Below are 13,827 nucleotides of genomic sequence, written 5' to 3'. Positions count from 1 at the left end.
GGAACGTTATCCAGCTACAATTGCGCCTTTTCTGCACCGGATGACCCCGCGGGCCTGTGGCTGATGGGTTATCTCGGCAGTGCATCCCGCGGGGTCAAGGACATGATGCTGCACATACCGACGCTATTGCTGGTCGCGGTCTTCGTTTTTTGCCTGATGGGCCTGCTCACCGTGCATGCCTGGCATCGCGTGCGTGAGCCGACCCTGGGCTATCTGGGGGTGATGCTATTGCTGGCCTCCCTCGGCACCGCCTTGATGGTAGTGCGCGGTGTGGGCGTGGATTTTGTCGCGTTGGTGCTGGGCAATGTGGTGTTGCTGTTGGGCGCGGCAATGAACTGGACCGCCATGCGCGTGTTTGTCCAAGGCAAGCCCCACCTGCCGGGCATCCTCGCAGGCCCGGTGCTCTGGGTCTTGATGTGCCTGGTCCCGCAGTTCTACGGCTCGATGTCCAGCCGGGTGTCGCTGTATTCCCTGGTAGCGGCGAGCTACGGTGTGCTGTCGGCGCTGGAGTTATGGCGCCATCGCCAACACCTGCAAGTGGCCTATCTGCCGGCGGTGGGGCTGATGCTGTTGCACACCACGTTCTACTGTGTGCGCGCCGTGATCGATCCCGGCATGCCCTTCAAGAACCAGCACACGCTGATGGGCGAAGGCGTACAGCTCTTCTCGTTCATGCTGTTCGAGTCGATGCTGTATGCCATCGGTATCGCCTACGTCACGCTGGCGATGGTCAAGGAGCGCGCCGAACTCAATTTCAAGGCCGCCGCGTTCAGCGATGTATTGACCGGCATCGGCAACCGCCGCGCCTTCATGCTGCACGGCGAGCAACTGCTGGCCGACAGCACGCAACGCCGGCAACCGGTGACCCTGCTGCTGTGTGACCTGGATTACTTCAAGCGCCTGAACGACAGCTTCGGCCACCCCATGGGCGACCAGGCGCTGATCGCGTTCAGCCGGCTGACCTCGGCGATCTTGCGCAAGCACGATTTGTTTGCGCGCATTGGCGGCGAAGAGTTTGCCTGCCTGCTGGCCAATACCGATGAGCAAGGCGCCGTACAGGTGGCCGAACGCATTCGCCAGCAGTTCGCCGCGCTGGACCTGCTGGCGCCGGGGTTTCTCAGTGTGAGCATCGGGGTGGTGACCACCACCGCTCAATGCCACGATCTGTCACGCCTGCTGTCCCAGGCCGACCAGGCGCTGTACCGCGCCAAGGATCAGGGGCGCAACCGTGTGCAGACGGCCTGTAACACTTTGCAAGCAATCGCCCCCTGACGATGGTCTGAATATTTTCTTTACGGGCAAGGCATCTGGTAAAAATCCTGCTTCGCTCCGGTCCTGGAACCTTTATGTCCTCACGTTTTCTCTCGCGCCTGCGTTTGCGTTGGTTGCCCCTGCTATGCATGGCGCTGCTGGTCCTCGGCCTGCCGGTAGGCTGCCATGTGCTGCAACACAAGGAGCGCGAGCTGGTGTTTCGTATCGAGCCCGGTACTGCCAGCTGGTATCGTGGCCTGCCAAACGCGGTGCAGGAGTTCGAGCTCAAGCCCGCCAGCTTCAAGTCCGGGCAGAGCCTGCATGGCTGGTGGTGGCCAGCTGCGAAAAAAGACGCGCCGGCGATCCTGTACCTGCACGGCGTGCGCTGGAACCTCACGGGCCAACTGTTTCGCATCGAGCAACTGCACGCCCAGGGCTACTCGGTACTGGCCATCGACTATCGGGGGTTTGGCCAGAGCCGGGGCGACCTGCCGTCCGAGCGCAGCGTCTACGAGGATGCGCGGATTGCCTGGGAGCGCTTCCAGGTGCTGCAACCCGATCCGCGCAAACGCCTGATCTACGGCCACTCCCTGGGCGGTGCCGTGGCCATCGACCTGGCGGCGGAACTGGGCCAGCAGGCGGCCAGCCAACAGCGGCCGCCGCCGGTGCGGGGGCTGGTGATCGAATCTACCTTTACCTCACTGGCCGATGTCGCCGCAGCCGTGGTCAACACCTCGCTGCCGGTGCGCTGGGTGCTGTCGCAGAAGTTCGATTCCATCGACAAGATCGCCGATATCCACATGCCCTTGCTGGTGGTGCATGGCCTCGACGACCGCTATGTGCCGCCGCGTTTCAGCCAGCAATTGTTTGATGCTGCCCAAGAGCCCAAGCACTTGCTGCTGGTACCAGGGGCCAGTCACAACAACAGCCTGAGCCTGGGCGGTCGCCCCTATCGCCAGGCACTGCAGGGTTTGCTGTAAAACGGCGGATCCGGCACCGATTTCAGCGAGGCGTGTCAAGCGCAAGCCTCGCGCAAAAAGGCCTGCAAACGATCCTGATCAAATATTGACCGCAGGTTAAATCGCCAGCGCTGCCGGGCCCGCGCAAGGTTATCCACAGAGATACCCACGGTTTTCGTGGACAACTCTTTTTGTATTTTGGGCCAGGGGCTTGCCGAAACGGCCGGTCAGTTGGCCTCTGGCACCTTATCCGTAGCAATCGGCACTTCAATCCCCCAATCGCCATGCAGGTACCAGTCCTCACCGATCATCTCGGCCGGATGCATGGTGCGATCGGCACCATTGCCGCAGGCCAGGGCGGTGGTCGCGCAGTAACGATCACAGCCCCAGCAAATGCGCTCGGGGTGTTTGGGGTTGAGCGGGAACGGCTTGGCCATGAGCAGGCTCCACAGCGGTGGGCAGTGATTTGATCCTACGGTCGCTACAGGCCCACAGCCTTGACCAACGTCAAGAAGGGTTGTGTGTATATCCCTGGAAACTTGACAAGAATCATTATTGTTTACAGCAAAGCTTTCTAGACTCGGCTTCTCATTTGCCCTGTCAGGAAGCCCCCATGCGTATCCCCTTCACCCTGTCACTGGCCCTGCTGTTGTCGACTGGCGTGGCCGTCGCCAAGGAATACCCGATCGGCGAGCCACAAATGTGTCCCGGCCTGGAAGTCGGCGCGGTCTATCTGCAACCGATCGAGATGGCGCCACCGGGCATGATGCGCGCCACCGCCGATTCGGATGTGCACCTGGAGGCCGATATCCGCGCCACCGCCGACAACCAGCAGGGCTTCCAGGAAGGCAGTTTTGTGCCCTACCTGAACGTGTCGTTCCGCCTGCAAAAGCAAGGCGGCGCCAGCCCGATCATCGGTGAGTTCCACGCCATGGTGGCCAACGACGGGCCGCACTACGGTGACAACGTCAAGCTGCTGGGCCCTGGCAAATACCAGTTGACCTTTACCGTGATGCCACCCAGCGGCCATGGCTCTCTGGGCCGGCATACCGACAAAGAGACCGGGGTCGCGCCCTGGTTCGAGCGCTGTGAAGTGCACTATGAATTCGTCTACGCGGGGATTGGCAAAAAAGGCGGCTACTGAATGCGCCTGCCCCTCGCCCTCTGCGCCCTGCTGGCTGCTGGCACGGCCCTGGCCGCGCCGTTGCCCACCTATGAATTGACCCTGCAAGACGGCCACTTCACCCCGGCGCAGCTCAAGGTGGCGGCCGGCCAGCGCTTCAAGATCGTGCTGAAAAACATCGGCCAGGGCCCGGCCGAGTTCGAGAGCACACCGCTGCGCGTGGAAAAAGTGCTGTCGCCCGGGGTCACCACCTTTGTGGTGATCCACCCGCTCAAGCCGGGCACCTATGGGTTTTTCGACGAATTCAACTTACAGCTGCCCGCAGGCAGCATCCTCGCCGAATAACGGCCCGGGAGCCTTTGATGAATCAATCGATGTTTATCGTCTGGCGCGAAAGCGTCGAGGCGCTGTTGGTGATCGGCATCCTCCAGGCCTGGATCAGCCAGCAACCCGAGGGCTCGCGCCTGGGGCGCTTCCTGTGGGCCGGCGTGGTGCTGGGCCTGCTGTGTTCCGCCGGGCTGGCCGGCCTGATGCTCTGGGCCGGCGAAGCCATGAGCGGCCCCGGCGGCGAATGGTTCCAGGCCGGCATGACCCTGGTGGCAAGCCTGCTGATGGTGCAGATGGTGTTCTGGATGCACCGCCACGGGCCGGGCCTGCGCCAGACCCTGCTGCGCGACGCCGAGCAGCGTGCAGCACGCCAGGGTGGCCTGGGGTTGCTGTTGCTGGCGTTGCTGGCGTTGCTGGCAGTCAGCCGCGAAGGCAGCGAAACCGTAGTCTTCCTGTACGGTGCCGGCGCCCAGTTGCACGGCCCGGCACTGGGCCTGTTCGCCATTGGCGGCCTGCTCGGCCTGGTGCTGGCCGGGCTGACGGTAATGCTGCTGCGCAGCACGCGGCGGTTGATTTCCTGGCCGCGGTTTTTCGCCCTCAGCGAGGTGCTGTTACTGCTGTTGGCGGCCGCCTTGCTGGTGGCCGCCGTGGAACGCATCGGCGGGCAACTGCTGGCCATGGACATGCCCGACTGGGTCTACACCCTGGTGGGCGAAGCCTGGTGGGACAGCAGCCCCCTGCTCAGTGACAGCCACGGCCTGGGCGCCGTGCTCGCAGGCTTTGCCGGCTACCGCGCAACGCCCAGCACGATCACCCTGCTGGTACTCGCCGGTTATTGGTTGCTGGTCGGTCGCGGGCTGTACCGGGCCCGGCGAGCGCCCTTGTGAACGGCCCCTGGCTGCAACGCCTGGGGGATGGCATGCGCCGCCATGGGCGACTGATTCGTGGCGTGCAATGGGCGGTGGTGCTGTTCTACGCCGGGTTGCTGATAGTGCCCGCCTGGCTGGCGCTGCCCACCAGCCAGGCACGCCTGCTGGATAACCTGACGCTGCTGGCCCAGTTCCTGTTCTGGGGCCTGTGGTGGCCGTTCGTGGTGCTGTCCATCGTGTTGTTCGGCCGCGTGTGGTGCGGCGTGCTCTGCCCCGAAGGGTCCTTGAGCGAATGGGCCAGCCGCCATGGACGCGGCCTGGGTGTTCCAAACTGGATCCGCTGGGGCGGCTGGCCCACCGTGGGCTTTGGCCTGACCACCCTCTACGGCCAGCTCATCAGTGTGTACGACTACGCCCAGGCGGCCTTGCTGATCCTCGGCGGTTCAACCGTGGCCGCAGTGCTGGTGGGCCTGTTGTTCGTGCGCGGCAAACGGGTGTGGTGCCGCTACCTGTGCCCGGTCAGCGGCGTATTCGCCCTGCTCGCACGCCTGGCACCGGTGCACTTCCAGGTCGACGAACAACGCTGGAAAGCCAACGCCGGCCCGCGCCTGCCATTGCCCAACTGCGCACCGCTGCTGGACATCCGCCGCCTGCAAGGTGCCAGCGATTGCCACGCCTGCGGCCGTTGCAGCGGGCAACGGGGCGCGGTGCAGTTGATTGCCCGCTCATGCAATAGCGAAATCCTCCAGGCCCCGCGTAAACCCACGTTGGTGTGGGAGACGCGCCTGTTGTTGTTCGGCGTGATCGGCCTGGCAATGGGCGCCTTCCAGTGGACCGTCAGCCCGTGGTTCATCACGCTCAAGCAGTGCCTGGCGCAATGGCTGGTGGAGCATGACTGGCTGTGGCCATTGCAGGACAGCGCGCCGTGGTGGCTGTTGACCCATTACCCCCAGGTCAACGACAGCTTCAGTTGGCTGGATGGTTTTTGCATCGTCGCGTACCTGGGCGCCAGCAGCCTGCTGCTCGGCGGCGCCTTGCTGGGGCTGGTGCACCTGGGCGCAAGATTGAGCGGGGATCGGGCACGCTCTTGGGCCCTGGCCCTGACCTTGACGCCCATCGGGGGTGCCGGGCTGTTTCTGGGGCTGTCGGCCACCACGGTGAAGTTGCTGCGCTATGAAGGACTCTTGCTCGAATGGGTACAACCGGCGCGTGGCGCCTTGCTGATCGCAGCGCTGGGCTGGTGTGTGTGGCTGGCCTGGAAACAGCTGGCCGACCTATCGCTGGCGCGACGTTGCGCGGCCTGGAGCTGCCTGCTGGTGGGCAATGGGCTGGTGGGGTATGGCTGGTGGCTACAGTTTTGGGGCTGGAGCCTGTAAGACGCCGTTCAGTTAGCTCAACGCCGCGCAGATCAAATTCGGGGCTTGTGTGGGAGCGGGCTTGCTCGCGATAGCGGTGCTTCAGTCACCGAATATATTGACTAACACATCGCCATCGCGAGCAAGCCCGCTCCCACAGGCCCAGCGCTAGACGCGGAACCTGGCAACCATCAAGTGCAGCTCCCCGGCCATCTGTGCCAGTTCATGCCCTGCCGTATCGGTATGCCGGGCCCCGAGCAAGACCTGCTCGGACAGGGTGCGAATGCCCACCAGGTTACGATCCACCTCCCGTGCCACCAGCGCCTGCTCTTCGGTGGCGCTGGCGATCATCAGGTTGCGTTCGTTGATCTGCGAGATCGACTGGGTAATCGCTTCCAGGGCCTGGCCCGAGCGCTGGGCCACGCTCAAGGTGGTCCGCACCAGGTCGCTGCTGTCCTGCATCGCGGTCACGGCCTGTTCGGTGTCCAGGCGGATATTGCCGATCATCTGCTCGATCTCCTGGGTCGAGGCCTGGGTGCGGTGGGCCAGGGCCCGGACCTCATCGGCCACCACCGCAAACCCGCGCCCGGCGTCCCCGGCCCGTGCCGCTTCGATGGCGGCGTTGAGCGCCAGCAGGTTGGTCTGGTCGGCAATGCTGCGGATCACCTCCAACACGCCGCTGATGTCCTGCACCCGCCCGGCCAGTTGCTGGATACGCACCGAAGTGCCGCTGACCCCGTCGGCCAGGGTGCTGATCGAGGCGACCGTTTCCTGCACCTGATCACGGCCAAGCTGGGCGGTCTGTGCCGACACACGCGAGGCTTCGCTGGTGCTCACGGCATTGCGCGCCACCTCATCCACGGCTGCCGTCATCTCATTGACCGCCGTGGCGGCCTGCTCGATCTCCATGCCTTGCGACTGCAGGCTGCTGCTGGTTTGGCTGCTGACCGCGCTCAACTCCTCGGAAGAACTGGCCACGCGGTCCACCGACGCGGCGATCTGGCGCACCATTTCGTTGAGGTTGTGCTGCATCTGCTGCATGTTTTTCATCACACTGCCATCGGCGCTGCCCGCCGTTGGCACCACGGTGGTCAGGTCGCCCTGGGCGATCTGGCTCAACACTCGCGCCGCCTCGTCGGGCTCGCCGCCCAGGGGCCGGGTCACGCTGCGGGTGACGATCACCGCTGCCGCCACCACCAGGGCCACGCACAGCAGGAACAGCCCCAGCATATTGCGCCGCGCCTCGCTGTACAGGGTCTGCGCCGCGTGTTCGCGCTCAGTAAAGATCTGCCCCTGCAGGGCCATCATCGCCTCCAGGCTCTTGAATACGGCCTGCTCGGCGGGTTGCACGTTTTGCTTGAGCCGGGTCACGCCCTCGGCATGGGCGCCCTGGCGGATCAGCGCCTGCACCTGGGTAAAGGCGGCGACATAGGCCTCGCGATGCTGCTTCAGGTCGGCATAGGCGGCCTGGCCAGCGGGCGTGACGAACAGCGGCTCCAACTGGGTGAAGGCCTCGGTGATGCGTTGCCGCGTGGCGCCAATCGCCTGCTGGGCGGCCTGGTTGTCCTGGTCGATCAGCAAGTCGCGGGTATTACGGCCGTTGTCGCGCACGCCGGTGGCAATCACCATGATCGGGGCGATTTTCGGCCAGTCCTGCTGCACGATCAGTTCCGATTGTTGCTTGAGGGTGCCCAGGTCATGCAAGGCGTAGAGCGCCATGCCGGCCAGGGCCAGGGGTGCGATAGCAAAGCCGATCGCGATGCGGCGGGCGGTGGTTAATCGAGTCATGTCATAAGCTCCCTGATGAATACCTGCCCCCAGGGGGCAGCATCTTTGAAAATCCGGTGGGAGTTCAATCGCCACGCTTGAAAGGGGTCCGCGAAGGGATCAGCCCCGTAAAACAAATGCCGGGAACAGTGCCCGCATTTTCTCCCATAGTTCAGGCAGCAAGGCCTGTGCCGAAACGCTCGGCAACTGCTCATCGAGCATGCGTGCAGTACGCACCCGTTGTACGGCGAAGCGCTTGACGCCCCGTTCCTGCAAACGCTGGGCCAGCAGCAAGAGGCGCTGTGGGTCGATCAGGTGCCAGTGCACGGTGGTGCGGCACTCATAGTCCACACCGCTGTGCAGCAACAGGTCGAGGCTGCGCCAATTGGCGGCGCCGCTGCCCTTGACCTGGGTGATCAACTGGCAGTCCTCGGCCAGGGCCTTGACGTCGAAACCGACCCAATCGGCATGGGCCAGGGCATGGGCAAACGCCGTGGGCTTGATCCCGGCGCTGTGCAGGCCGATGCGAAAACCCATCTGGCGTACTTCGTCCATGGCGACCGGCAGGCCTTCCTGCAAGGTCGGTTCGCCACCGCTGAACACCACGGCGTCCAACAGGTCCTGGCGCCGTTGCAGAAACAGCAAAACCCGGCGCCAATCCACCTCATCGCTGCCGCGAGGGGGGATCAGGTCCGGGTTATGGCAGTACCGACACCGCCAGGCACAGCCCTGGCAAAACAGCACGCAGGCGAGCATGCCGGGGTAGTCGAGGGTGGTCAGGGGCACCAGGCCCCCGACCCGTAGCGCTCGACTCATTGGCGCCCGGCCGCAGCGGCACTTTCGGTAAAGTGCGCACGCTCACGGTGCTCCGATTGTTTGCCGGGGTTGAAGGCCGAAACCGGTCGGTGGTAGCCCATGACACGGGTCCAGACTTCACAGCGTTGGCGTTGGGGCTGGGAGGTTTGCATGGTGAATCTCCTTGGGGTTGGAATAGGGTTGGCGTCTACAGGGCGATGCCCAGGGCTTCGTCACACTTGGGGCAGAACTCATGTTCGCCCGCCAGGTAGCCATGCACTGGGCAGATGGAGAACGTCGGCGTCACCGTCAGGTACGGCAGGCGGAAGCGCCCCAGGGCCTTGCGCACCAGTTGCTTGCAGGCCTGGGCCGAGGAGATCTGCTCGGCCATATACAGGTGCAGCACGGTGCCGCCGGTGTATTTGCATTGCAGTTCGTCTTGCAGCTCCAGGGCCTCGAAGGGGTCCTCGGTATAGCCCACCGGCAGCTGCGAGGAGTTGGTGTAGTACGGCGCGTCAAGGCTGCCGGCCTGGAGGATGGCGGGGAAGCGCTTGAGGTCTTCCTTGGCAAACCGGTAGGTGGTGCCTTCGGCCGGCGTGGCTTCCAGGTTGTACAGGTGGCCGGTGTCTTCCTGGAAGCGCAGCAATGTGGCGCGCACATGGTCCAGCACCTGCAACGCAAACTCACGGCCACGGGCGGTGTGCGTGCCCTCCTCGTCCCCGGTGAAGTTGCGCAGCATCTCGTGCATGCCGTTAAGGCCAATGGTGGAGAAGTGATTGCGCAAGGTGCCCAGGTAGCGCTTGGTGTAGGGGTACAAGCCGGCATCCATGTGGTGCTGGATCACTTTGCGCTTGACCTCCAGGCTTTCCATCGCCAGTTCCATCAAGTGGTCCAGGCGTTGCAGCAGGCCACTGGTGTCGCCCTTGAACAGATAGCCCAGGCGCGCGCAGTTGATCGTCACCACGCCCAAGGAGCCGGTCTGCTCCGCCGAGCCGAACAACCCGCCGCCACGCTTGAGCAACTCGCGCACGTCCAGTTGCAAGCGGCAGCACATCGAGCGCACCTGGTTGGGCTGCATATCGGAGTTGAGGAAGTTCTGGAAGTACGGCAGGCCGTAGCGCGCGGTCATCTCGAACAGGCGGTCGGCGTTTTCGCTGTCCCACGGGAAGTCATGGGTGATGTTGTAGGTGGGGATCGGGAAGGTAAATACCCGGCCCTTGGCGTCGCCCGCCTGCATCACTTCGATGTAGGCGCGGTTGATCAGCTCCATTTCCGCTTGCAGGTCGCCGTAGGCAAACGGCATTTCTTCGCCGCCAATAATCGGGATCTGCTCGCGCAGGTCCTGCGGGCAGACCCAGTCGAATGTGAGGTTGGTAAACGGCGTCTGGGTGCCCCAGCGCGATGGCACGTTGAGGTTGTAGATGAACTCCTGCACCGCCTGGCGGATCTCGGGGAACGTCAGTTGGTCCTTGCGCACAAAGGGCGCCAGGTAGGTGTCGAACGAGCTGAACGCCTGGGCGCCGGCCCACTCGTTCTGCAGGGTGCCGAGGAAATTGACCATCTGCCCCAGGGCGCTGCCCAGATGCTTGGGCGGCCCGGCTTCAACGCGGCCCGGCACGCCATTGAGGCCTTCGTGCAGCAGTGTGCGCAGGGACCAGCCGGCGCAATAGCCGGCGAGCATGTCCAGGTCATGGATATGCAAGTCCGCCTCGCGGTGGGCCTGGCCGATCTCCTGGCTGTAGACCTCGTCCAGCCAGTAATTGGCGGTAACCTTGCCCGACACATTGAGCACCAGCCCGCCCAGGGAATAGCCCTGGTTGGCGTTGGCCTGCACGCGCCAGTCTTCACGGTCGAGGTACTCGTTCATCGAGGTGGCGACCTCCACCAGGGTCTTGCGATCCCGACGCAGGCGCCCATGCTGCTCGCGGTAGACGATATAGGCGCGCATCGCCAGAAAGTACCCGGCATCCATCAGCACCCGCTCAACACTGTCCTGGATCTGCTCCACATCCAGACGAACAATCCCGCGCAACCGGGCAAGCACCGCCCCCAACAACAGATCGACCTCGGCATCCTGATACTCACCGGTGGCGTTGCCCGCGGCGATCATCGCCTGGCGGATTTTCTCGGCGTCAAAGGCAACAAGGGTGCCATCGCGCTTGTGTAGGCGGGTACTGGCCAGCGGGCTTGAGGTGATCTGCATTGGGGGCTCCAAACACTACATATAGATTTAATAATTTTTATAAACACAATATGCAGTGATGGTACGCAGTGAAAGGTGGGTTGCAATTGACCAGGGTCAAGTTTGCGCAGAGGTATCGTCACAGGCCAGTTCACGTTCAATCTGTTCGATGCTGGGCAAGCTGGTTTGCAGTTCTGCCGGGAGGGAGCCGACCAACTGGTACTCCGCCACCCCGATGGGTCGAGCGCTGTCGCGCAAGGCATATTCAGCCACGATCTTGTTTTTGCTTTTGCACAGCAGCAAACCAATGGTGGGGCTGTCTTGTGGGTGCTTGAGTTGGGCGTCCACCGCGGCGAGGTAAAAACCCAACTGCCCCAGATGCTCTGGCTTGAACTTGCCGGCCTTGAGCTCAATAGCGACGTAACAGCGCAGTTTCAGGTGATAAAACAGCAGGTCAATAAAGAACTCCTCGCCGCCCACATCCAGCAGTACCTGCTTGCCGACGAAGGCAAAGCCTGCCCCCAACTCCAGTAGAAAGTCGGTGACATGCTTGATCAGTGCGCTTTCGATCTCACGCTCCTGCGCGTCCAGGGTCAGCCCCAGAAAGTCGAAACGATAGGGATCTTTCAGCGACTCGCGGGCCAAGTCCGATTGGGGCTTGGGCAGCAGGTTTTCAAAGTTGCTGACAGCATTGCCACTACGCTCCAGCAAACGGGTCTCGATTTGCATGACCAGAATATTGCGTGACCAGTTGTGTTCAATGGCTTGGGCGGCGTACCAGCGGCGGGTTTCGGGGCCGGGCAGCTTATCGAGCAGCGCTACTTGGTGATACCAAGGCAATTGTGCAAGCACCCCTTGCACAAACTCAGCCTCCGGCCAGGCTTCAGCAAATGCGCGCATATACTTGAGGTTACGCGGCGAAAAACCTTTCATATCAGGAAAAGCCGAACGCAAATCCCGCGCTAGACGCTCAATGACTTTGGCTCCCCACCCCTGCTGCGCCTGTCGGGTCAAGATGTCCTGACCAATCTGCCAGTACAGCAGCACAAGCTCGCGGTTTACCGCCAGGGATGCACGCATCTGGGCTGAGTGGATGCGGTTTTTCAGCTCCTTCAGCCAGTCGCCATATCCCTCAGGTGGTGTGGTGAGGCCATCATCTGATCGATTCATTCCGAGTTCCTTGTCGATATTGCACGTTGTAGAAACCAGCAATGGTAACGACGGAAAAAAGCCACGCGGGCCAGCGGAATGCCCTTGATACAAAATGACGGGAACTACTATGCAACAGGGTTCCAGCACCTCCTCACCCCCCACTCATATTCATAAACCGCACCACCTGCACCTCGCCCTGCCCGGTGAAATCATGGCGCAATGGCTTGTCCCGCAACGCCTTGTGCAGCGCTTCCACCAACGGCCGGTCATCCAGTGGATAGCGGCGTACCAGCGCCCGAAAATCCACCGCATTGTCCTGCCCCAGGCACAGCAGCAACTGCCCTTCCACCGTCATCCGCACCCGGTTGCAGCTGGCGCAGAAGTTATGGGAGTTGGGCGAGATAAAGCCGATGCGCGTCTGCGGATGCCGGGCCAGGCGTACATAGCGCGCCGGGCCGCCGCTGTTTTCGGGGCTGTCGAGCAGCGGGTGATGTTCAGCAATCAACGCCCGGACCTGCTCGCTGGAGCAGAAGGATTCGCCCCGCGAGCGCCCTACATCGCCCAATGGCATCTCTTCGATAAAGCTGATATCGATGCCCTGGTCGATGGCGTACTGCACCAGCGCCGGGACTTCATCGAAGTTGCGCCCTTGCATCACCACGCAGTTGAGCTTGACCCGCTCGAACCCGGCATCCCGTGCCGCCTCGATACCGTCCAGTACCTGGCGCAGGTCGCCGTTGCGGGTAATCGCGCGAAAGCGTTCAGGATCGAGGCTGTCGAGGCTGATGTTCATGCGCTTGACTCCGGCCTCCACCAGCGGTCGTGCCAGACGGCCCAGTTGCGAGCCGTTGCTGGTCATCACCAGTTCGCGCAGGCCAGGCAACGCGGCGATATGGCGGCACAGCTCGACAATGCCCGGACGGATCAGCGGTTCGCCCCCGGTCAGGCGGATCTTGCGCACACCCTGGCTGACGAACACCGTCGCCAGCCGTTGCAGCTCCTCCAAGGTCAGCACCTGCTGGCGCGGCAGGAAGGTCATGTTTTTCGCCATGCAATACACACAACGAAAATCACAACGATCGGTCACCGACAACCGCAGGTAGTCAATGGAACGGCCCACACCATCCACCAGGCTCATGTCACTGCACCAGCGGCGAGTCGGCGCCCTGCAACGCGATGCCACGCACATCGGCCGCGCCAATCAGGGTTTGCAGGTATTGCACCAGCGCCTTCTGCCACACCCCTTGCTGCAACTGGGTGCGGATCGCCGTAGCCACCGCCTCGTATGGCAGCGCCTGGCCTTCGATGCGTTGATCGACGCAGATCACATGCCAGCCGTAGCGGCTTTCCAGGGGTTTGCCGGCCAGGCCCGGCGCCAGGGTGAACAACTGGCGCTCCAGCTCCGGCACGGTCTGGCCCTTGCTGACCTGCCCCAGGGAGCCGCCCTGGGCCTTGGAGGGGCACGCCGAATACTTCAGCGCCAGTTCGGCAAACGCGCCGGGCGTCTCTTCCAGGCTCAGCAACAGCACCTCGGCCTGGGAGTGCGCCACATGCCGCGCCTCGGCGTCATCCGGCGCGCACTCCAGCAGGATGTGCCGCACCGCCAGCAACGGCGCGCTGTGAAAGCGCCCGCGATTGCTCTCGAAGTAGCGCACACAGGTAGCCTCGTCACAGTCCGGCACCTTGACTTCGCGCTCCAGCAACAGGCGGGTCGCCGCCTCTTCTTCGTTCTCGCCGGCGCCCACTTCCAGTTGCACACCCAACTCGCGAATCCGCTGCTGCAACAGCTCACGGATCACCAGCGCGCGGGCGGCGAGGAACACCGCCTCCTCGCGGCTTTGCGCCGGGTGATATTGCAGCTCCTGGGCCATCGTCTCGGGGCTGATCAGCACCCCGTTGACGCTGACAATCGGCCATTCCTGCTCGCTGCTGGCGATCAATTGCGGCTCAACCGCCACCTCGACCTCGGGCACCACCACTTCCACCGCCTTGGCCGAAGAACTGCAACCGCCACCGCCACCACATCCGCATCCTGTCGTCATGACGT

At 63.2% G+C, this 13,827-nt stretch carries 14 protein-coding genes; 6 read left to right on the top strand and 8 right to left on the bottom strand.

Annotation, left to right across the window (positions count from 1 at the left end):
* The first annotated feature begins 102 nt into the window (after positions 1–102).
* Together AC07W7_RS01710 and AC07W7_RS01705 are read left to right on the top strand one after the other, a co-directional pair.
* On the top strand, positions 103–1,272 hold the full coding sequence (locus tag AC07W7_RS01710) for a GGDEF domain-containing protein (RefSeq protein ID WP_495038501.1): 1,170 nt from the start codon (positions 103–105) through the stop codon (positions 1,270–1,272).
* Positions 1,273–1,346: 74 nt separating this feature from the next.
* Positions 1,347–2,231 carry an alpha/beta hydrolase gene (locus AC07W7_RS01705; RefSeq protein ID WP_076961117.1) on the top strand — a complete coding sequence of 295 codons (885 nt, stop codon included), beginning with the start codon at positions 1,347–1,349 and terminating at the stop codon, positions 2,229–2,231.
* A 206-nt stretch (positions 2,232–2,437) separates the two neighbouring features.
* Here AC07W7_RS01705 and AC07W7_RS01700 read toward each other — a convergent pair whose 3' ends face one another.
* Positions 2,438–2,647, bottom strand: a complete 210-nt coding sequence (locus AC07W7_RS01700; RefSeq protein WP_076961118.1) for a DUF3079 domain-containing protein — start codon at positions 2,645–2,647, stop codon at positions 2,438–2,440.
* Between the two features lie 176 nt (positions 2,648–2,823).
* On the opposite strand from AC07W7_RS01700, the gene AC07W7_RS01695 reads away from it, so the two are divergent.
* From AC07W7_RS01695 to AC07W7_RS01680, 4 genes are read left to right on the top strand one after another with little or no spacing between them, the layout of a single operon-like run.
* Complete coding sequence (locus tag AC07W7_RS01695) at positions 2,824–3,354, top strand: iron transporter (protein ID WP_076961119.1); 531 nt, start codon at positions 2,824–2,826, stop codon at positions 3,352–3,354.
* Positions 3,355–3,678: a cupredoxin domain-containing protein gene (locus AC07W7_RS01690; protein WP_076961120.1), complete on the top strand. Its 324-nt coding sequence runs from the start codon at positions 3,355–3,357 to the stop codon at positions 3,676–3,678.
* 17 nt (positions 3,679–3,695) lie between these two features.
* On the top strand, positions 3,696–4,547 hold the full coding sequence (locus AC07W7_RS01685) for an FTR1 family iron permease (RefSeq protein WP_495038500.1): 852 nt from the start codon (positions 3,696–3,698) through the stop codon (positions 4,545–4,547).
* Between the two features lie 32 nt (positions 4,548–4,579).
* Positions 4,580–5,905 (top strand): 4Fe-4S binding protein, encoded by a 1,326-nt coding sequence (locus AC07W7_RS01680; protein WP_495038615.1) that lies wholly within the window; start codon positions 4,580–4,582, stop codon positions 5,903–5,905.
* Between the two features lie 147 nt (positions 5,906–6,052).
* On the opposite strand, the gene AC07W7_RS01675 is transcribed toward AC07W7_RS01680, so the two are convergent.
* From AC07W7_RS01675 to AC07W7_RS01645, 7 genes are all read right to left on the bottom strand, one after another.
* Complete coding sequence (locus tag AC07W7_RS01675; protein ID WP_495038499.1) at positions 6,053–7,672, bottom strand: methyl-accepting chemotaxis protein; 1,620 nt, start codon at positions 7,670–7,672, stop codon at positions 6,053–6,055.
* A gap of 99 nt (positions 7,673–7,771) precedes the next feature.
* On the bottom strand, positions 7,772–8,467 hold the full coding sequence (locus AC07W7_RS01670) for an anaerobic ribonucleoside-triphosphate reductase activating protein (RefSeq protein WP_495038498.1): 696 nt from the start codon (positions 8,465–8,467) through the stop codon (positions 7,772–7,774).
* The gene (gene nrdD / locus AC07W7_RS01665; RefSeq protein ID WP_038441552.1) at positions 8,464–8,619 is read right to left on the bottom strand and encodes an anaerobic ribonucleoside-triphosphate reductase; all 156 of its coding nucleotides are present in this window, start codon (positions 8,617–8,619) and stop codon (positions 8,464–8,466) included. The genes AC07W7_RS01670 and nrdD overlap by 4 nt, the downstream gene beginning before the upstream one ends.
* Positions 8,620–8,654: 35 nt before the next feature.
* A complete protein-coding gene (locus AC07W7_RS01660; protein WP_495038497.1) occupies positions 8,655–10,649 on the bottom strand; it encodes a ribonucleoside triphosphate reductase in 1,995 nt (664 codons plus the stop codon).
* Between the two features lie 96 nt (positions 10,650–10,745).
* Positions 10,746–11,798 (bottom strand): PDDEXK nuclease domain-containing protein, encoded by a 1,053-nt coding sequence (locus tag AC07W7_RS01655; protein WP_495038614.1) that lies wholly within the window; start codon positions 11,796–11,798, stop codon positions 10,746–10,748.
* A gap of 133 nt (positions 11,799–11,931) precedes the next feature.
* Positions 11,932–12,918: a GTP 3',8-cyclase MoaA gene (gene moaA / locus AC07W7_RS01650; protein WP_495038496.1), complete on the bottom strand. Its 987-nt coding sequence runs from the start codon at positions 12,916–12,918 to the stop codon at positions 11,932–11,934.
* Position 12,919: 1 nt separating this feature from the next.
* A complete protein-coding gene (locus AC07W7_RS01645; RefSeq protein ID WP_495038495.1) occupies positions 12,920–13,822 on the bottom strand; it encodes a peptidylprolyl isomerase in 903 nt (300 codons plus the stop codon).
* Between the last annotated feature and the right edge of the window lie 5 nt (positions 13,823–13,827).

This window comes from Pseudomonas sp. GW821-FHT01D09, from assembly GCF_059422465.1.
The sequence above is the reverse complement of the archived record's forward strand: the minus strand, read 5'-3'. Positions and strand labels throughout refer to the sequence as shown.